The 17624-nt window shown below is 43.7% G+C and carries 23 protein-coding genes and 1 pseudogene; 8 read left to right on the top strand and 16 right to left on the bottom strand.

From position 1 onward, the window contains the following. The first annotated feature begins 94 nt into the window (after positions 1 to 94). The 3 genes from FE392_RS05135 to FE392_RS05145 all read left to right on the top strand — a co-directional run bounded on the left by FE392_RS05135 (position 95) and on the right by FE392_RS05145 (position 2615). Positions 95 to 1042, top strand: coding sequence for a siderophore ABC transporter substrate-binding protein (locus tag FE392_RS05135; protein ID WP_319929163.1), 948 nt, complete (start codon positions 95 to 97; stop codon positions 1040 to 1042). Positions 1043 to 1310: 268 nt separating this feature from the next. Next, complete coding sequence (locus FE392_RS05140) at positions 1311 to 1796, top strand: YbhB/YbcL family Raf kinase inhibitor-like protein (RefSeq protein ID WP_319929164.1); 486 nt, start codon at positions 1311 to 1313, stop codon at positions 1794 to 1796. 39 nt (positions 1797 to 1835) lie between these two features. Next, positions 1836 to 2615 (top strand): L-threonylcarbamoyladenylate synthase, encoded by a 780-nt coding sequence (locus FE392_RS05145; RefSeq protein WP_319929165.1) that lies wholly within the window; start codon positions 1836 to 1838, stop codon positions 2613 to 2615. A gap of 39 nt (positions 2616 to 2654) precedes the next feature. On the opposite strand, the gene FE392_RS05150 is transcribed toward FE392_RS05145, so the two are convergent. Further along, complete coding sequence (locus tag FE392_RS05150; protein WP_319929166.1) at positions 2655 to 3575, bottom strand: LysR family transcriptional regulator; 921 nt, start codon at positions 3573 to 3575, stop codon at positions 2655 to 2657. A 320-nt stretch (positions 3576 to 3895) separates the two neighbouring features. Here FE392_RS05150 and FE392_RS05155 point away from each other — a divergent pair, with 320 nt between their 5' ends. Both FE392_RS05155 and FE392_RS05160 read left to right on the top strand, forming a co-directional pair. After that, complete coding sequence (locus tag FE392_RS05155; protein WP_319929167.1) at positions 3896 to 5194, top strand: 3-isopropylmalate dehydratase large subunit; 1299 nt, start codon at positions 3896 to 3898, stop codon at positions 5192 to 5194. Further along, a complete protein-coding gene (locus FE392_RS05160) occupies positions 5191 to 5742 on the top strand; it encodes a LeuD/DmdB family oxidoreductase small subunit (protein WP_319929168.1) in 552 nt (183 codons plus the stop codon). The genes FE392_RS05155 and FE392_RS05160 overlap by 4 nt, the downstream gene beginning before the upstream one ends. Positions 5743 to 5825: 83 nt before the next feature. On the opposite strand, the gene hemW is transcribed toward FE392_RS05160, so the two are convergent. The 5 genes from hemW to FE392_RS05185 form a co-directional block, all read right to left on the bottom strand. Further along, a complete protein-coding gene (hemW, locus tag FE392_RS05165; protein WP_319929169.1) occupies positions 5826 to 6956 on the bottom strand; it encodes a radical SAM family heme chaperone HemW in 1131 nt (376 codons plus the stop codon). Next, on the bottom strand, positions 6949 to 7542 hold the full coding sequence (locus FE392_RS05170; RefSeq protein WP_319929170.1) for an XTP/dITP diphosphatase: 594 nt from the start codon (positions 7540 to 7542) through the stop codon (positions 6949 to 6951). Before FE392_RS05170 ends, hemW begins: the two co-directional genes overlap by 8 nt. A gap of 63 nt (positions 7543 to 7605) precedes the next feature. After that, a complete protein-coding gene (locus tag FE392_RS05175) occupies positions 7606 to 8169 on the bottom strand; it encodes a YggT family protein (RefSeq protein ID WP_319929171.1) in 564 nt (187 codons plus the stop codon). 22 nt (positions 8170 to 8191) lie between these two features. After that, positions 8192 to 9013: a pyrroline-5-carboxylate reductase gene (gene proC, locus FE392_RS05180; RefSeq protein WP_319929172.1), complete on the bottom strand. Its 822-nt coding sequence runs from the start codon at positions 9011 to 9013 to the stop codon at positions 8192 to 8194. Positions 9014 to 9071: 58 nt separating this feature from the next. Continuing rightward, a complete protein-coding gene (locus FE392_RS05185) occupies positions 9072 to 9779 on the bottom strand; it encodes a YggS family pyridoxal phosphate-dependent enzyme (protein WP_319929173.1) in 708 nt (235 codons plus the stop codon). A 22-nt stretch (positions 9780 to 9801) separates the two neighbouring features. Here FE392_RS05185 and FE392_RS05190 point away from each other — a divergent pair, with 22 nt between their 5' ends. Next, positions 9802 to 10827 (top strand): type IV pilus twitching motility protein PilT, encoded by a 1026-nt coding sequence (locus tag FE392_RS05190; protein ID WP_319929174.1) that lies wholly within the window; start codon positions 9802 to 9804, stop codon positions 10825 to 10827. Positions 10828 to 10875: 48 nt separating this feature from the next. Here FE392_RS05190 and ruvX read toward each other — a convergent pair whose 3' ends face one another. The 3 genes and pseudogenes from ruvX to FE392_RS22120 form a co-directional block, all read right to left on the bottom strand. Next, positions 10876 to 11298, bottom strand: coding sequence for a Holliday junction resolvase RuvX (ruvX, locus tag FE392_RS05195; RefSeq protein WP_319929175.1), 423 nt, complete (start codon positions 11296 to 11298; stop codon positions 10876 to 10878). Beyond that, positions 11298 to 11861, bottom strand: coding sequence for a YqgE/AlgH family protein (locus FE392_RS05200; RefSeq protein ID WP_319929176.1), 564 nt, complete (start codon positions 11859 to 11861; stop codon positions 11298 to 11300). Before FE392_RS05200 ends, ruvX begins: the two co-directional genes overlap by 1 nt. Positions 11862 to 11984: 123 nt before the next feature. After that, a pseudogene (locus FE392_RS22120) lies at positions 11985 to 12158 on the bottom strand (phage integrase); the annotation flags it as partial. Between FE392_RS22120 and FE392_RS05205 the strand changes: the two are divergent. Continuing rightward, entirely contained in the window at positions 12124 to 12321 is a 198-nt protein-coding gene (locus FE392_RS05205; protein ID WP_319929232.1) for a hypothetical protein, read from the top strand. The pseudogene FE392_RS22120 and the gene FE392_RS05205 overlap by 35 nt on opposite strands. Before the next feature lie 139 nt (positions 12322 to 12460). Here the strand turns inward: FE392_RS05205 and FE392_RS05210 are convergent, their stop codons facing one another. The 7 genes from FE392_RS05210 to rsmE form a co-directional block, all read right to left on the bottom strand. Further along, on the bottom strand, positions 12461 to 12793 hold the full coding sequence (locus tag FE392_RS05210) for a hypothetical protein (protein ID WP_319929177.1): 333 nt from the start codon (positions 12791 to 12793) through the stop codon (positions 12461 to 12463). Positions 12794 to 12834: 41 nt separating this feature from the next. Then, the gene (locus FE392_RS05215; protein WP_319929178.1) at positions 12835 to 13200 is read right to left on the bottom strand and encodes a hypothetical protein; all 366 of its coding nucleotides are present in this window, start codon (positions 13198 to 13200) and stop codon (positions 12835 to 12837) included. 597 nt (positions 13201 to 13797) lie between these two features. Then, complete coding sequence (locus tag FE392_RS05220; protein WP_319929179.1) at positions 13798 to 14145, bottom strand: hypothetical protein; 348 nt, start codon at positions 14143 to 14145, stop codon at positions 13798 to 13800. A gap of 10 nt (positions 14146 to 14155) precedes the next feature. Then, positions 14156 to 14344: a hypothetical protein gene (locus FE392_RS05225; protein ID WP_319929180.1), complete on the bottom strand. Its 189-nt coding sequence runs from the start codon at positions 14342 to 14344 to the stop codon at positions 14156 to 14158. Positions 14345 to 14478: 134 nt separating this feature from the next. Continuing rightward, a complete protein-coding gene (locus tag FE392_RS05230; protein WP_319929181.1) occupies positions 14479 to 15171 on the bottom strand; it encodes a hypothetical protein in 693 nt (230 codons plus the stop codon). 327 nt (positions 15172 to 15498) lie between these two features. Continuing rightward, on the bottom strand, positions 15499 to 16458 hold the full coding sequence (gene gshB, locus FE392_RS05235) for a glutathione synthase (RefSeq protein WP_319929182.1): 960 nt from the start codon (positions 16456 to 16458) through the stop codon (positions 15499 to 15501). A gap of 9 nt (positions 16459 to 16467) precedes the next feature. After that, the gene (gene rsmE, locus FE392_RS05240; RefSeq protein ID WP_319929183.1) at positions 16468 to 17199 is read right to left on the bottom strand and encodes a 16S rRNA (uracil(1498)-N(3))-methyltransferase; all 732 of its coding nucleotides are present in this window, start codon (positions 17197 to 17199) and stop codon (positions 16468 to 16470) included. A gap of 75 nt (positions 17200 to 17274) precedes the next feature. Here rsmE and FE392_RS05245 point away from each other — a divergent pair, with 75 nt between their 5' ends. Beyond that, positions 17275 to 17529 carry a hypothetical protein gene (locus FE392_RS05245; protein ID WP_319929184.1) on the top strand — a complete coding sequence of 85 codons (255 nt, stop codon included), beginning with the start codon at positions 17275 to 17277 and terminating at the stop codon, positions 17527 to 17529. Positions 17530 to 17624: the final 95 nt, after the last annotated feature.

A 17624-nucleotide genomic window follows, 5' to 3' on the forward strand; every position in this document is an offset into this window, starting at 1 on the left:
CAATTTGATATTGATTCTTATTTGGTTGACAAAACAACGCTGCCACCTAGAATGCAAACCACCTCTTACTTATGGGCACAATTTAGGTGTAACAATGAAAAAAATCCTGCCAATTGTTATTGCATCATTGCTTTCTGTCACCAGCTATTCTGCATTTAGTCAATCATCAACTGAATTCACGCCAAACACGGTGATCGCACAGTCTGGTGATGAAGTCACAGTAAAACATCTTTCAGGTGAAACTAAGGTCAAAAAAAATCCTGACAGGGTTGTCCTGTTTGACTTCGGCACTTATGACTCCATGGTAAAACTAGGCTTATCTGAGAGAGTGATTGCACTGCCTATCGAGAGCCTGCCTGAATATGCGCGCAGCAGTGTATCTGCGAATATGCAGGATGCAGGTGGAATGAAAAAACCAGATTTGGAAAAATTAGCAGAAATAAAACCCGATTTGATTGTGATAACCGGCCGTCAGGGGAGTTTTTATGATCGCTTGTCACAAATTGCACCGACTGTTGATTTAAGCACGGATAATAAAAATTACCTGTCATCCGTTGATAGTAATTTGAAACTGCTAGGTGAGTTATTCAATAAACAGGATGCAGTTAAAACACAGATGGCTGATTTGGAAAAAACCATCGTATCAGCCCAGGAAAAAGCCAAGGCGACAAACAGCAAGGTATTGGTGCTTTTGCATAATGCGGGTGAGTTATATCCCAATAACCAAGCCATTGTTTACAATGTGATCCAAGCGCCAAAAGCAGTATTGCCGGCTCAGCCAGAGAAAGAAAAAAGCCGGGGTGTTACTGCGGATATGATCGCGCAGGCAAATCCTGATGTGATTTTGATCATCGATCGCAGTGAGGCAATTGGGGCAGGTAAGTTGACCAAAGAAAAGTTTGAAATCGATGAGCACATCAAATCAACCAATGCTTATAAGAATGGCAAAATTGTCTTTTTACAATCTGACCTCTGGTATCTGTCCGGCGGTGGCTTGGACAGCCTGAAACAGCAGGTTAAAGCAGTGTCTGATGCGCTGTAGTCTGATGAATAGCAACCCCGCCAATTAATCGCTCTCTTCTTTGAGTTCATCCCGAAATCTGCCTACTCAGGTTTCGGGATTAGTTAATTTATTGATTTTTATTCCCTGTTCTTATTTTTAAATTCCCTCAATTTACGTCATAAAAATATCTCTCGACTCACATATTGTTCCCAAATTGAAACAATCAAGCAAAATGATAACCTCGTCTTGCAGTATAGAATGTCTGCGTTAAGATGTTTCAAAAGGCACTTAATTGGGAGACATAATCATGATTATCAATTCAACTGAATTTAAGAATAATGATTTCTTGCAGAAAGAACATGAATTTAATGAATTTGGTGCTAATGGTGATAATCGTTCGCCCGAGCTTTCCTGGGCAGACGCACCAGCTGAAACTAAAAGCTTTGCTATTACTGTCTATGATCCTGATGCCCCGACTGGCAGTGGCTTTTGGCACTGGGTTGCTTTTGATATCCCGGTTGTAACACAAGCCTTGCCGGCAAATGCCGGGCAAAGTGATGGCAACTTGTTACCAGCAGGAACAATTCAAAGCAAAAATGATTATGGTCTGTCCGGTTTTGGTGGCCCTTGTCCGCCTGAGGGTGATAAAGCGCATCGCTATTTTTTCACCTTGCATGCCTTGGCGGTAGAAAAATTAGGGGTTGATGCTGAAACAACAAATGCGGTTGCGCGTTTTATGATCCAAGCAAATACGCTGGCAACAGCCTCTATAACCGCTTACTACCAACGTTAATTGATGAATAACTCTTCCGTTTCCAGTAGAGGATACAATATGAGCAGCAAAAAAATTGAATGGAATAATGGGTTACAGCAGGAAGCGGTAGAGATCCTGTCTAATGATGGCGGAATGATCGTCTGCCCAACCAAAGTTGGCTACATTATTATGACATCCGACGCAAAAGGTCTGGAGCGCAAATTTGAAGCTAAACAGCGCAATCGCAATAAACCAGGTGTTGTTTTGTGTGGATCTCTGGAGCAGTTGAAAGAGCTGGCTCAGCTGAACGCGGAAATTGAAGAGCTTTATCAAAAACATTGGGATAAAGATGTATTGCTGGGCTGTATCCTGCCGTGGAAAGAAGAAGCTGTCGCCAAGATCCCAGATGATGGTTCTAAAGAATTGATGATGGATCAGCGTGGCACAAGTTGTTTCGTGATTAAGTTTGGTAAACCAGGCGAAATTTTGGCGAAAGAACTGTGGGAGAAATACGGCAAGTTCTCCTTTGCCAGCTCTGCTAATCCATCGGGCAAAGGCAACCGCGGTCTGGTTGAATGTATCGGTGAGCGGATAGAAGAGCGAGCTGACCTGATTATCTCAGCTAATGACTATGTTAAATCTATCCAGCCAAATGAAACTGAGCAAACCCGCTATGAACAAGGCGTCATGGTTTCAATGGTGGATGATTCAGGCAACTTAGTACCTCTGCAAAACGGCCAGCGCGATATCACGCCATGCCCTGTGCTGATCCGTAAGGGGTTGGATGTCCATAAAATCATGCCAATCATGTCGGATATCTTTACTACTTGGGATTATCGCCACGGAAATTATTACTGATATCTCTTGCGGGTGCTGCGGCACCCGCATTGATTTCCCTTATTTATGCAGCTTCCCATTTTCTAAATTTTGCTTCAGCTTGTGCTGCAAGGAAGTCGCAAAGTACTGCACACGTGAAGAGAGAGTACTTTCCGATTTAAACAGCATCCAAGCTTGATAAATGTCCATATTCCATTCTGGAAGAAGCCTGACCAGTTTCCCTTCTGCGACCGATTCATGGGTGACATAGTCTGGCAGATAAGCGATGCCGGCTCCGCTTAACGCTGAACTCATCAATGCCACGCTGTTATTGATACGAAACCGGCTCCGCACTTCAATGTGCTGTTTATGCCTCTCTTTGCGAAACGGCAGAGAGATAGTATGGGCAGGGCCACGGAAGAGCAGATAATCATAGCGAGGAAGATCTTCTGGCTTTTCTATTGGGGCAAACTGGTTCAGATAGTCTGGTGTGGCATAAAGACCCCAGGTAATATCAATCAGAGGCATAACCAGTGGGTGATTAGGCGCTTCACGGCCGATAATGATTGCTATATCACATTGGTCTTCGTCCATATTCACTATTCTGTCAGTGAGTTCCAGATCAACGCTAAGATGTATATTTCCGGCAAGAAAATTATTCAGGGCAGGGACAATGCACTGGCTGCCGAATGATACTGGCGCAATCAGGCGCAGGCTGCCTATCGGCTCTTCATGAAAATTGCGGATGAAATGTTCGGCATTTTGGAATTCGGTAAAAATGCGTTGGCAGTATTGGTAGTAACTCATCCCAACTTCAGTGACTTGGATTTTGCGTGTAGTGCGATTAAGTAACTGAGTGCCTAACCTTACCTCTAATTGGGCAATTTCACGACTGACTGAAGATTTGGATAGCCGTAACGATTTTGCCGCCTCAGTAAAGCTCAGAGTCTCTACAACACGGGCAAAAACCACCATTGAGGTAAGATTCTCAATATTATTCATAAAATAACCTGATGATTTGCGCGAAGGAATCGCCGCATAAGATATCACATTTCCTATGGGTATCGGTGACTATTCTTGAGTTAAGCAGGAAAATCAGTAGCAAATTTAAACAGCGGAATTTCCCATTTTTAGAACTACTGTCCCATAATGGAAACAGTGAGCCATAAGATGCTATTTCCCTACTATTAGGCGCGGTTATCTTGCTAGGATTAGAGCTATCGTATTTCAAGTTGCTGCTTTGTTGACTGCTCTCGCTTATCTTGAATTTCAATGGGCATGCGATCAACTTAGTCTGTTTTAATCTTTGGGGGTAATGTGAGATGAACCAAACTATCACACAAAAAATTCTTGCCCGTGCAAGTGGGCGCGAACACGTCACTCCGGGTGAAGTGGTTTGGGCGAAAGTGGATATTCTAATGTCTCACGATCCCTGCACACCGGGTGTTGCCAGTGTATTTAAAAAAGAGTTCGGTCAGGATGCACGGATATGGGATCCTGAACGTTTTATTTTGATCCCTGATCATTTCGTCTATTCAGCAGACTCACAAGCCAATCAAAATATTCGCGTTATGCGGGAGTTTGCGGCTGAACAGAACATTAAATATTTCTATGATGTCGGGACACCCAATTATAAAGGTGTCTGCCATATCGGGCTTGCTGAAGGCGGCCATACCCGTCCCGGAGAAGTGTTATTGGGGACGGATTCTCATACGGTAACCGCTGGTGCTTTTGGCGCGTTCGCCATCGGGCTGGGGATTACGGATGCAGCTTATGCGTTGGGCACGGGTGAAATTCCTCTCAAAGTACCAACAACAATTCGAGTCAATTTTACCGGAACCAAACCTGCCCACGTTTTGGCCAAAGATATGATCCTGTCCGTGCTGTCAGAATTAACGGTTGATGGCGCCACTTATCAGGCCATAGAGTTCGGTGGCAATGTCGTGGATGAATTATCAGTAGAAGAGCGCATGACCATTTGTAATATGGTTGTAGAATGTGGCGCGAAAAATGGCATCATGGTGCCAAATCAGGCAACTTTGGACTATTTGGCAGAGCGAAACAGCCTTCCTTTTGACATTGTCTATCCTGACGAAGGTGCCCAGTATAGCCGTGTGTTAGATATAGATGTTTCTGCCATGCAGCCGAAAATTGCCAAACCTCACTCTCCAGATAATGTGGTTTCCATTGAAAAAGTTGCCAATGTTGCCATTTCCCAAGCCTATATTGGTTCTTGTACTGGCGGGAAACTGGAAGATTTCGTTGCGGCAGCCCGTGTCATCAAAGGCCATAAAGTTAAAATTCCAACTTATGCAGTGCCCGCGACAAAAGAGGTTTTCCACAAGACGATAACAACCCAAATTGATGGTGTTTCTGTTTATCAGATTTTGAGTGATGCAGGAGTAAAACTCTCCTCTGAATCAGGATGTGCTGCTTGCTGTGGTGGCCCGCCGGATACCTTTGGGCGTGTCAATGACCCGATATCCGTGATATCGACCACCAATCGTAATTTCGTTGGTCGAATGGGGCACAAACGCGCCAATATTTACCTTGCTTCCCCTTATTCCGTTGCCGCCGCAGCGATTACTGGACAGATTACAAATCCTGAGGAGTTTTTATGAGTGGTTCAAAGGAAAATATTATTCGGGGCGAGGTCTATGTATTAACGGATAATATTGATACTGACCAGATCCTTTCAGCAGAATATCTCAAAGTCAATCCTTCGACTCCTGAGGGATATGCCCAACTGGCTTCATTGGCGATGTGCGGATTACCGGAAGGTTCGCTGCCTTTCATTGATGAAGAGCAAGGTAAAGCAAAATACCCGATTATTGTGGCAGGGCAGAATTTTGGCTGTGGATCATCACGTGAACATGCGGTTGCAGCTCTGGGAGCATCTGGGGTGCAAGTTGTTCTGGCACAGTCTTATGCCCGTATATTTTTCCGAAATTGTGTATCAACCGGGGAGTTGTTGCCAATCGCAGCACAAGAACGCTTGTGCGAAAAATTAGTTACGGGCGATAGCATTGAAATTGATGTTGAAAACCAGACTGTGACTTTATTAAAAGAGGGCGAAAAATATCAAACTGATCCCATTGGGGAATTAGCCAATATCGTTTCTGCTGGTGGATTGTTTTCTTATGCTCGTGCGACGGGCAGAATTAAATAATTTAAATTTGATTGATTATAAACTGCACCTTTAAATTTCAGGTGCAGTTTTTTATCAAATAGCCGTTATTGAAAGAACTGTGATTAAAGAAACAGTTCCAATAATGAGTTCAAAAACAGTTTCCCGTGCTTCGTGATTTGCCAGTGGGTATCGTTTTCGGTGATATAGCCCTTAGCCAGTGCTTCATCAATTTGTGGGCGAATGGCACTTTCCGGCAATCCGGTAAACTGACTGAAATCCTGACGCGGCATAGATTCTAACAAACGAAAACGGTTCATAAAAAATTCAAATGGACGATCTTCATTATCCACTTGATTCTGTTGATCTAAATAACGTCCCTGCATATAACCGCGTGGGTGCTTGGTTTTCACGGTGCGAAGGATACGGCCATCTTCAAATGAAATTTTACCGTGTGCCCCGCAACCAATGCCCAAATAGTCACCAAAACGCCAGTAATTAAGATTATGCTGGCATTGATAACCCGGTTTGGCATATGCCGAGGTTTCGTATTGTTGGTAGCCTGCCTCTGTCAGTAATTGATGGCCTTGGGAAAAAATATCCCATAACGCATCATCATCAGGCAATACCGGAGGACGGGAGCCGAAACTGGTATTGGGTTCAATCGTTAATTGATACCAAGACAAGTGCGGTGGAGACAGCTCAATGGCCTGACGTAAATCATTCAGTGCTTCGTTGAGTGTTTGATTGGGCAAACCGTGCATTAAATCCAGATTGAAGCTGCGTAAACCAAGCCCGTCAGCTAATTTTGCCGCTCGCTTGGCCTCTTCCGGGCCATGAATGCGCCCCAGGCGGATCAGTTTATCTGAGCCGAAACTCTGTATGCCGATGGAAATCCGATTGACTCCGGCTCGTTGGTAAGCACTGAAACGATCCGCTTCAACAGTGCCCGGATTGGCTTCCATCGTGATTTCTGCTTGTGGAGAAAGCTGGAGTGAGCCCCTTACTCCATCAAGCAATCGCTGCATTCCTTCTGCACTTAACAGGCTGGGAGTACCGCCGCCGATAAAAATCGTTGATACTTCACGATCACCAATCATCGGCAGATCCGCGCGTAAATCTGCCAATAGATGATCAACATACTCTTGATGCGGCACGTCTCCTTTTAATGCATGTGAATTGAAATCACAGTAAGGACATTTTTGGACACACCAAGGAATATGTATATACAGGCTAAGAGGAGGCAGCTTAAGCATTACGCAAGGCTTCCAGTAACATTTCCAATGCCTTTCCACGGTGTGAAACTGCATTTTTTTGCTCACGGCTTAGTTGTGCTGCTGTGCAGCCAAACTCAGGGACATAGAAAATAGGATCATAACCGAAACCGCCTTCTCCTGCGGCTTCACGGGCGATAATGCCAGGCCAGCGACCGTGAAATACCAGCGGAGTAGGATCTTCCGCGTGGCGCAAATAAACCAGAACACAATTGAATTGAGCCTGGCGTTGTTCATCTGGAACATCACGCATGGCTTCCAGTAATTTTTCCAGATTCGCCTGATCTGAAGCATTATTGCCTGCATAGCGGGCAGAATAAATGCCGGGTACGCCGCCCAAAGCATCAACAGACAGCCCTGAATCATCCGCAATAGCGGGCAGCCCAGTGACTGCTGCGGCATGGCGAGCTTTGATGATCGCGTTTTCGATGAAGGTCAGGCCTGTTTCATCGGCTGAATCCACACCCAATTCAGTTTGAGCCACGATATCTAAGCCAAAATCAGCTAATAAATCAGCCAGCTCACGAACTTTGCCAGCATTTCCCGTGGCGAGAACAACTTTCTGCATTGTTATATATCCAATTAACCTGTTTACCAATTAACGTGTTTAGCAATTAATGTATGTACTCAATTAAGAAGCGAGCATTGAAACTAACCAGACGATGACGTCAGAACGCAGGGCATTCAAGGCGTAGAGAATTAAAATCACAATCATGGCGGAAAAATCAAGGCCACCCATAGAAGGCAGAATCCGGCGGATAGGTGCCATTAATGGTTCGGTCAATTGGAGCAAAACATAGTCGACAGGATTGCGGCCTTGGCTGATCCAACTGAGCAAGGCTCTGGCAATCACCAACCAGAAGACCAGTTTCCCGGCCGCAGTCAGCAGCTCAACGATTCCCAGCAGGAATACGATAGCGGAAGGCATGATAGCTTGCCCGGCGGCTATCCATATGGGCAACATTATCTTGATCAGCACAAGTGGATAGGCAATAACGACAGAGGCTGTGTCGATGGGGCCAATCGAAGGGATAATCCGGCGTAGCGGGTGGACTATCGGTTGAGTGATCTTAACAATAAATTGCGCAAATGGATTATAAAAATCACAGCGTGCCCATTGCATCCAGACACGCAGTAGTAAAACGGCAATATATAAATCCAGAATTGTGAGAACGACAAAATTTAAGAATTGCATGTAGCAGCCCTGATTAAACGAATTAAATTAATTTTTCCATTTCCTGTGCACGGCGAATCGCAGCTTGCATGGCACGGGATACAGTTTCAGGCAGATTGCCCTCATAAAAAACGCGCAATGCTTCCGCGGTTGTGCCTCCTTTAGATGTTACCTGTTCACGCAGGATAGAAAAAGGAAGATCTTTTTGCGTTTCGGCAAGTTTGGCTGAGCCTATTGCCGTTTGCAAAACGAGTTCTCTGGCGGTTTCGCTATCGAATCCCAGCCTTTCGGCTTCTTGCTGCATCGATTCCATGAACAGGAAAAAATAGGCCGGAGCGCTGGCGGAAATGGCAATAATATCGTTAATACCGTCTTCATTATTGAGCCAGCAGGTTTTGCCGACACTGCTCATCAATGATTCAGCGAATTCGCGATCAGATTTCTCAACCTGTTCTGGTGCAAACAGCCCACTGATGCCTTGCCCAATAAGTGAAGGGGTATTAGGCATGATGCGGACAATATTGAGATTATCTTGCAAAAGTGCATAAAAACGGGAAACGGTAATTCCGGAAGCAATAGAAAGAACCAGCTTCTGATTGAAATCAACGTGTGAATGCAGTGGTTCACATACCTCTGCCATCATTTGAGGTTTAACCGCCAGTACAATGACATCGGCTTCCTGAGAATAGCGAATGTTGTCGCTTTGGCTGTTAATGCCATATTCTTTTGCCAACACATCACGGCGAATTGTGTTTGGGGAACAGACAGTAATAAGCTCGGCGGGATAACCTTTTTTGACCAATCCGGCGATGATAGCGTGAGCCATATTCCCTGCGCCAATAAAGGTGATTTTACGATTCTTCATTAAAAAACCTTGCATATTAATCAGTTAACTTTAGATATCAAATCAGATATTTTTACATTTAGGATTTAAAGTCAGAACGGTACTGACGGGCACCAAATATAGCAGTTCCAATTCTAACCAGTGTAGAACCACAGGTAATTGCAGCTTCCATATCATCCGTCATCCCCATAGAAAGGGTATCGATTTGCGGATATTGTGCCTTTAGATCTAGGAATGCTTGTTCCATCAGGCGAAAAACAGCGAGTTGGCGCTCATGATTGTTTTCTGGCGCGGGGATAGCCATTAATCCACGCAATACCAGATTTGGCAAGGCGTTAATATTTGCTGCCAACCCGGTTAAATCTTCCAGCAAAATGCCTGATTTGCTTTCTTCGCCACTGATATTAATTTGAATCAATACATTGAGAGGTGACATATTCTCAGGGCGCTGTTCGCTTAAGCGCTGGGCGATTTTTTCCCTATCAATGGTATGGCACCAATCAAAGTTCTCTGCAACCAAGCGGCTCTTATTGGACTGCAATGGGCCAATAAAGTGCCATACCAGATCATTTCGGTTGCTGAAGTGTTGAATTTTTTCAACACCTTCCTGGACATAATTCTCACCAAATTCCCGTTGACCTACTGCGATGGCTTTTGCGATGTCCTCCACAGGTTTGGTTTTACTGACTGCAAGTAAAGTAACTTGTTCTGGAATACGCCCGCATTTCTGAGCTGCAAGAGCAATGTGGTTCCTGACATCTTGAAGATTTTGTTCGATATTGTTCATAAGTAACTCAGGAGATTAAAAAATGAATATGGAAAAATGGGTGTCTCTTAGTGTAAAGCATAATGCTTCTGATCTGCATCTTTGTGTCGGACAAGTTCCTGTTTTGCGCATCAATGGTGTGCTGTATCCACAGATGCAATTGGAAAAAGTTCAGACAGATACCCTTGTTGCATGGAGTGAAGACGTGTTATCGGATATCCAGAGGCAGCAATTAAAAGAGCATGGGCATGTTGATTTTGCGTTGGAGATGAAAGATAAACAACGGCTAAGGGGAAATTTGTTTTGCCAACAATCACGTTTGTCATTGGTATTGCGGTTAATTTCGGATAAATGCCCGACACTGGAACAGCTCCACGCACCGGATATCATCCAGCAGCTTATTTTACAGGAAGCGAGCGGCCTGATATTAGTGACAGGTGCAACGGGAAGCGGGAAATCTACAACGTTGTCGTCCATGATTGACACGCTTAACAGCCACAGCAGCAAGCATATCATTACGCTGGAAGATCCCATCGAATTTGTTCATCAAAGCCGGAATTGCCTGATACAGCAACGGCAGATAGGCAGGGATGCCCCCGATTATCAGACAGCATTGAAAGGTGCATTGCGCCAAGATCCGGATGTGATCTTACTGGGAGAATTGCGTGATAAGGAGACAATTAGATTGGCCTTGACTGCGGCTGAGACGGGGCATTTGGTTTTGTCTACATTACATACCCGGGGAGCCATTCAAACGATAGATCGTCTGGTTGATGTATTTTCCGCAGAAGAAAAAGGCTGGATTGGTAGTCAACTGGCAGGGAGTTTAAAAGCAGTTATTTCTCAACAACTACTTCCGGCCAGAGAAGGAGGAAGGGTGGCTATCCATGAAATTTTGGTGGTTAATCAAGCCATCAGCCATTTAATCCGGGAAGGTAAAAACCATCAAATAGCCTCTTTAATGCAGACAGGAGCCGCTTGCGGTATGCAAACCTATGAGCAAAGCCGGCAGCAGCGCAATTCGTCAGGGCTATTGGCTGAGCCAGGGAGAGCTGCTATTGCAAGATAACAGCCATTTTCCTTGAGTATATTTTCTTGCGCATCATTTTCTTACGCATTATGAATGTTGCTGTTCAAACCAGCTTTCCAGAATAATAACAGCAGAAGCGGCATCTACTTTGCCTTTATCCAAGGCCTTATAGCCGCCGTGACTGAACAAATGAGAGCGGGCTTCCACAGTGCTTAACCGTTCATCGTGCAGTTCAACCTGAACGCCAAAACGGCCATGCAGACGATTGGCAAATTTTCGGGCTTGGGCGGTAACGAGTTGTTCTGTTCCATCCATATTGAGTGGCAGGCCAACAATAACCAAATCGGGTTGCCATTCTTTGAGTAATTTTCCGATGAGCTCCCAATTTGGAGATCCTTCGTTGGCCTTAAAGGAAGAGAGTGCTCTGGCTGTGCCTGTAATTTCTTGTCCGATAGCAGCACCGATACTGCGGGTACCAAAATCAAAAGCAATAATAGTGCGGTTTTTCATCAGGCATGCCCTGCTTGTGGTGCGAGATTGTGAATATTTACCCCCAGCAAAGAAGCGGCTTCACGCCAGCGATCAGCAATGGGCGTATTAAAAATGATGGAAGGTTCTGCCCCAACGGTAAGCCAATCGTTTTCCATTATTTCTTTTTCCAACTGGCCAGTTTCCCAGCTTGAATACCCGAGGGTCATTAAAACATCTTTTGGTTGGCGCGGTGTACCGAGTGCTTCCAGCATATCTTTGGATGTGGTGATCATCGTTTGATCAGAAATTTGAATGCTGGAACTGAAACCTGACTGTGGTGTATGCAAAATAAAGCCGTGCTCTTGAGACAGGGGGCCTCCTGCAATCACAGGTTTATTGAGGCTGATGGTATCGTCTCTATCTTTCGGGGCGATATTCAGTTTTTGCAAGATGCCTTGGATGGTTATCTGAGCTATCGGCTTATTGATAACTAACCCCATTGCCCCATTTTGATCATGTTCGCAGATATAGACTACAGAACGGTTGAAATAAGGAGCAGAGAGTGAAGGCATGGCAATAAGAAAATGGTGCTGTAGGTTCATGTGTTTTCTGATAATTATTTTGGCAATGTAAGAGTAGTTTGGCCCACCAGTATGGGGGAAAAGAGTAGCCCTTTATACTAGGACTACACTGGATTTTCAATGGATTAAAGAGCGATTAAGGTATTATGCAACCTCGTTTCCACCCACAAAAGTGGATGGAATGTGTATGTTTTCTCTCAATGGATTGAATTTAATGGCATCCTGTAAATAGTCAGGGGTGAAGTGGGCGTATGCCATAGTTTGCCGAATACTTGCATGCCTCATGATTTTTTGTAAGGTCAAAATATTTCCTCCATTGAAAGGCATGAGTATCAGTTTTGACGATCAGATTATGCGGTTTGCTAATGGTGAAGTCCGGTTGATGGAAACAGAGGACGGGCGGATGCAACGATTACGCGAGTTTGATGCCCGGAAAGAGGCGCGCCGCGATGTTTCGGTAGCCACTGGTATTCTAAGTTAAACCCACACCCGACCTTAAACCAAAACTATAACATGGACGGGATTGGGATGAGTAATCAAGGACTACTTTCCCAGCGCGGCAACGAGTTGGTATTATGATTAACAGTTTCTTGAAAAGACTAATCAGAATTTAATTAAATTCATATTCCTTTCATATTACGCCCATACATTTTAATGGTAAATGGAGATTCGCCGAATTTATCGAAATACAATGTATTGTTATCGTTAAATACGTGATCAATTCCTTGTCCAACAACGTTTACTTCATATGTAATTACAGTGTTTTCTCCAGTCCAAGGTTCTGAATAACTAAGTATCAATTTATGTAATGGGTCATTTTCTCCTTCACCAAAATATACCGGCGTTTTCCTCGCGCCGCGATCTATTGTCGCTATTGCGCTTGCGCCACTAGCAGATATCAAAGTGACAGTTATGCGTTGTGCTACACTATTATATATAACTCTATAGCTCATATTATAAAACCTATCAATTATGTTTATTGAGAAGGGAGCCTCTATAGCAACTGGCCGCCTTCCTTAGAAGCGCACTTCTCAGGCATATTCGGGTTTCTTATGTATATGGTAAATTCATAAAAATTAGGGTCAAAGCAAAGATTAAGTTGTCCCTCGCTTTTATTGAAAATATCATAAAGATACCCGCCAGATTTAGCATATAAGTCTTGGCTAAAGACGACCGAATATTTCACATCAATATGTATAGTTACGTTAACCATTATCGACAAAAGCTCATTGCCATCAAAAACGGCCCACGAAGTACTTTCTGGAGGTAGAGAAGTTTTATAAATTTTAGTTCCAACGCTTCCTTGAGAATAAATATCTACACGATATTTTGATTCGTTATATAAACGTCTTCCGAGCATATTATTCATCTCCATGATTAGTTCTGTGTTTTTTAATTATAATGAAAATGCCAATTAGTTATATTTCATTAAAAAATTTTTAAATTTTTTTTATATTGGTATTAAAGCATGTGTTGCTATTTAATTAATTTTAGAAATCAACTAAACTGAGAGCTTTTGGATTTAATATTCGCTAAGAAAACTCTCTAGCTAATTAAAATATTTGAATTTTATTATTTATGATGGGTAGTGCTAGTTTTGCATAATAAGATAATTTCTTTATGTTGTTAAAGTTCAGGATGGATGGAGCTAAAGAGCGAATTCATGAATGAGTTTTATGAATAATCTTTTCCACAAATTAATATATTTCTGGTTATTTTTAGTTGGGGGGTTGTCGAGTGAAATAAGTACATATTGAAACAAATTAAAAAAATAAGAAATAAATCATATAATTGATTCATTACTACAAGATAATAGTTTCCTAAAGCATTATCCTAATGTGATTCAATTGATTAAAAAACATATTAACATCCCCAGAAAAAATAGAAGTGTTTTGCCCGTAATAATTGATTCTTTGACTGGCAAGATGCTGGTTGCTGTAATAATTAAAATGTACAATCAATAGGAAAAATGACATCGCAATTCTTCACAAGTTTGCACAGTTTTTCTTGACATTCCAATCCCACGAAAGCCCAGTACTGACAAGGTTTCCCCTCCCCTGCATAACTGCACAAAAACGCCCCCCTTTTTGAGTTCATTGATGGAAAACACTTTCGCGGCTTTCTCAACATCCCCGTAGTTGCCATTGTCCGATGGCAATTCGCTCATCAGTTGCGGCGGCACTCGGTGTATGGCCAGCAGGTCGTCGCGGGCCTCTTCCTTGACATTGCTGAATTCCTCCTTGGCACTGATTTGGCTGAACGGCAGGATTTGCAAACCGCCTTTCTTGCCTTTAGCCGCATACATAAACAGATTCTTAAACGCCCCATCCGGCGGGATTTTTGCAGGGCGTTTTCAGGTTTTCCACGCCTTGGGTGTCCATGAGCGGGTCGGTCAGGTAGACAATGACCGCGGCATGGCTGCCGTTATCGTAGTAGTTCATGCGAAACGCCGTCGCGGAGCGGTTCAGGTTGGCCGACAGCAGCCCCGCCAGATATTCCGGCAAGCCGTAAATTTCCTGATGGATTTCGGGGTTGATCAGATGAAAGATACTGTTTGGCCGAATCTCAAACTCCTTGAGTCAGCTTTCAACAAACCAGTATTCGGGGCTTGTTCGATTGTTATTGTGCCGATAACGTATTAATAATTATGCAGTGTTTCCGAGATAACCACTCCGATATCTGCCACGGTCACTTTCGGTATTGTCGCTATAATTTCCCCTGTTTTTAGATCAACTTTCACTGCATAAGAATCTTCAGCAATCCTTTCGAATACGCTTTTACCTTTGATTACTGTTTGTACTATTGCGTAAGGCTGTTGCTGATTGAGAACTAATTGGTAGGTTGTTTCAACATGTTGGTAGCTTGAAACATCGAACATATTGCGTTTAATTGCTATTTCTAACGGCCTGTAGGAATTATTCTCGTGGTTAAAGTTTGATATAAAGTTATCCAGATTGATTAACTTGGAAGGTGTATGTGAATCTTTTCTAAGATCATCATCACACGCAAGAATTTCATCCAGTTTTAGCTGCCCCAATTTTGCTGAATATTTTTGAGTTAAGCAGTTGTAGAAAGGACTTGTCACCATCTCACGTGCTTTCTTAAAAGAAAGGTGGCTTTCACCAGTGTAAGATGCTTGCTTGCCATCGCTGTTAAACAAGTCAGCACTGCTGACAATATAGAGGATAGCGGCACAAGCCAGAACACCGACTGTGATTGCTATTGTGGTTTTCGGTTTTAATCCACGTGATCTTTTTGTTCCACAATGTGGGCAGGTTTGCTCGTTCTGTGCCATTTCCCCCTGACACTGTTTGCAATTTGCTGACTTCATCAAAATTAATCCTTATCCAATGTTGTTTGGTTATCCATTTCAATCCAATTAAATATTTTGCAAAAATATTACAAATACTAATCATTGCGCAAGATTTACCTAGTCTAGGTGTGAAACTGATCTGATAGTCTGATGGTGATAAACGAAAAAGCCCCTCAAAAATGAGGGGCTTTGGCTGAAGATTTAGTTATAAAGTGGATGAGACGTGGATGGCTTCTTACAAAATTCCTTTATAATCAATGCATAATATCTTAATAAGTCCCACCAGTATGTGGGCTCTTATTATAAATGGCAAATATTGCCAGGAAACGGATATCGTTCGAGCGATTATGCGACCTGTTTTTCCAATCGTTTCTCTATAGCATCCATAAGCATGCCTGTAACCGAAATATCAGGGAAGGCGGCTTCTATTTCGCGGGCGCAAGTTGGGCTGGTGACGTTAATTTCAGTTAAACGATCGCCAATGATGTCTAGCCCAACAAAGATTAATCCTTTTTCTTTTAATACCGGGGCGACAGCACGGGCAATGGCCCAATCACTTTCTGACAATGGGCGGGCTTCTCCGCGTCCACCGGCTGCAAGGTTGCCACGTGTCTCCCCTTGGGCAGGAATGCGGGCAAGGCAATATGGTACAGGCTCACCATCCACAACGAGTACGCGCTTGTCGCCATCTTTAATGGCCGGAAGGAAGTTTTGTGCCATGCAATAACGGCTGCCGTGTTCAGTGAGGGTTTCAATAATAACCCCGACATTGGCATCATCTTGCTTCAAACGGAAGATGGAAGCGCCTCCCATGCCATCCAGCGGTTTGAAGATAACATCGCCATGTTTTTGGTGGAATTCGCGCAAATGTTTATCACTGCGGGTAACCAGCGTATCAGGTGTCAGTTCCGGGAACCAAGCGGTGAATAGTTTTTCGTTGCAATCGCGCAGGCTTTGGGGCTTATTGACTATCAAGCTACCCTTGGCTTCGGCTCTTTCCAGAATATAGGTAGCATAGATGTACTCAGTATCAAACGGCGGATCTTTACGCATCAAGATGACTTGCAAGGTATCGAGTGCAATCTCTTGTTCACTGCCAAACTGATACCATTGCTGTGGGTTTTCTTCTACCGTGAGTAAACGGGTGCGGGCGCGGGCTTCGCCCTGATGCAGATAGAGGTCATTCATCTCCATGTAATGAATTTCCCAGCCGCGTTTCTGTGCCTCCAACAGCATGGCAAAACTAGTGTCTTTCTTGATTTTGATGGATGAAATAGGATCCATCACTATACCGAGCTTGATCATTTCTTCTCCTTAACCCAAATCACCAAAACGTACTTGCAAGGCGGTAATTGCGGTGAGTGCCGTAGTTTCTGTCCTCAAAATGCGAGGCCCCAACAGGATATCAGTAAATTGATATTTTGCTGTCATTTCAATTTCCTCCGCAGATAATCCCCCTTCAGGCCCAATCAGCAGGCGTACTTTTTCCACGGGGAGTGGGAGGGTATTAATACTCTGGCTGGCACGAGGATGTAGATTCAATTTTAGGCTGCCATCATTTTCTTCGCACCATGCCTCCAGTTGCATCACCGGGCGGATTTCAGGAATGCGGTTACGGCCACATTGTTCACAGGCTGAAATGGCAATTTTTTTCCATTGCTGTAATTTTTTCTCCAGCCTTTCCGCATCCAGTTTTACACCACATCGCTCAGAAAGTAATGGGGTGATAGTGCTGACACCCAACTCTACGGATTTTTGGATGGTGAATTCCATCTTTTCACCACGGGACATGACTTGCCCCAGATGTAAATCCAGTGGAGATTCATGATCAGCCAATTGATTGTTAAGGATACGTACCTTGACGGATTTTTTACTGGCTTCGGTAATTTCTGCATCAAATACCTGATTGCTGCCATCAAAAAGCTGTAATGCCTGACCATGGTTCATTCTGAGCACTCGGCCAACATGGTTGGCTGCATCATCACTCAGGTAGATTTCAATCCCTATTGAGAGAGGTTCAGGGTGATAGATGCGGGGAATTCGCATATTTCTTTTTTCCTTCTTTTTTCCCGGATAATTCCGGTATGGCGCAAACAGTCATATGACAAAGTGGTTCCTGTCATGATAAAGGAGCGCTGTTTACGCGATCAAGTGATACAGACTTTCTTTCAAATTACAGTTTATTTGCTGGCGCTTTTCATGGGAGGAAAGCCTTGGGGGCGAACAATTCATTCTGATAAATATGCCACTCCTTTGCTGTTCTTTGCCGTCGTATTGTACCTTGAAATCCATTGGGTATACCGCTTTGTTTCGAAGGGGCAGATTGCTCTTGCGAGCCGACTCGCAAATTTATTTTACAATCGTGTTTTCCGCTAATTTATTATTGTCAAAGTCAGGAACAAAATATTAGTATCCATCCCGTTCTGATTAATCTCAGAAAATAAGGGAATAATAGAGTGACAAGGAAGTCA

It is taken from the genome of Xenorhabdus santafensis (assembly GCF_033949405.1).
In the GTDB taxonomy this organism is placed as follows: Bacteria; Pseudomonadota; Gammaproteobacteria; order Enterobacterales; family Enterobacteriaceae; genus Xenorhabdus; species Xenorhabdus santafensis.

Coding starts and splice junctions, on each gene's coding strand:
- FE392_RS05135 (WP_319929163.1), top strand. CDS start 95: ATGAAAAAAATCCTGCCAATTGTTATTGCATCATTGCTTTCTGTCACC.
- FE392_RS05140 (WP_319929164.1), top strand. CDS start 1,311: ATGATTATCAATTCAACTGAATTTAAGAATAATGATTTCTTGCAGAAA.
- FE392_RS05145 (WP_319929165.1), top strand. CDS start 1,836: ATGAGCAGCAAAAAAATTGAATGGAATAATGGGTTACAGCAGGAAGCG.
- FE392_RS05150 (WP_319929166.1), bottom strand. CDS start 3,575: ATGAATAATATTGAGAATCTTACCTCAATGGTGGTTTTTGCCCGTGTT.
- FE392_RS05155 (WP_319929167.1), top strand. CDS start 3,896: ATGAACCAAACTATCACACAAAAAATTCTTGCCCGTGCAAGTGGGCGC.
- FE392_RS05160 (WP_319929168.1), top strand. CDS start 5,191: ATGAGTGGTTCAAAGGAAAATATTATTCGGGGCGAGGTCTATGTATTA.
- hemW (WP_319929169.1), bottom strand. CDS start 6,956: ATGCTTAAGCTGCCTCCTCTTAGCCTGTATATACATATTCCTTGGTGT.
- FE392_RS05170 (WP_319929170.1), bottom strand. CDS start 7,542: ATGCAGAAAGTTGTTCTCGCCACGGGAAATGCTGGCAAAGTTCGTGAG.
- FE392_RS05175 (WP_319929171.1), bottom strand. CDS start 8,169: ATGCAATTCTTAAATTTTGTCGTTCTCACAATTCTGGATTTATATATT.
- proC (WP_319929172.1), bottom strand. CDS start 9,013: ATGAAGAATCGTAAAATCACCTTTATTGGCGCAGGGAATATGGCTCAC.
- FE392_RS05185 (WP_319929173.1), bottom strand. CDS start 9,779: ATGAACAATATCGAACAAAATCTTCAAGATGTCAGGAACCACATTGCT.
- FE392_RS05190 (WP_319929174.1), top strand. CDS start 9,802: ATGAATATGGAAAAATGGGTGTCTCTTAGTGTAAAGCATAATGCTTCT.
- ruvX (WP_319929175.1), bottom strand. CDS start 11,298: ATGAAAAACCGCACTATTATTGCTTTTGATTTTGGTACCCGCAGTATC.
- FE392_RS05200 (WP_319929176.1), bottom strand. CDS start 11,861: ATGAACCTACAGCACCATTTTCTTATTGCCATGCCTTCACTCTCTGCT.
- FE392_RS05205 (WP_319929232.1), top strand. CDS start 12,124: ATGATTTTTTGTAAGGTCAAAATATTTCCTCCATTGAAAGGCATGAGT.
- FE392_RS05210 (WP_319929177.1), bottom strand. CDS start 12,793: ATGAGCTATAGAGTTATATATAATAGTGTAGCACAACGCATAACTGTC.
- FE392_RS05215 (WP_319929178.1), bottom strand. CDS start 13,200: ATGCTCGGAAGACGTTTATATAACGAATCAAAATATCGTGTAGATATT.
- FE392_RS05220 (WP_319929179.1), bottom strand. CDS start 14,145: ATGTATGCGGCTAAAGGCAAGAAAGGCGGTTTGCAAATCCTGCCGTTC.
- FE392_RS05230 (WP_319929181.1), bottom strand. CDS start 15,171: ATGAAGTCAGCAAATTGCAAACAGTGTCAGGGGGAAATGGCACAGAAC.
- gshB (WP_319929182.1), bottom strand. CDS start 16,458: ATGATCAAGCTCGGTATAGTGATGGATCCTATTTCATCCATCAAAATC.
- rsmE (WP_319929183.1), bottom strand. CDS start 17,199: ATGCGAATTCCCCGCATCTATCACCCTGAACCTCTCTCAATAGGGATT.
- FE392_RS05245 (WP_319929184.1), top strand. CDS start 17,275: ATGATAAAGGAGCGCTGTTTACGCGATCAAGTGATACAGACTTTCTTT.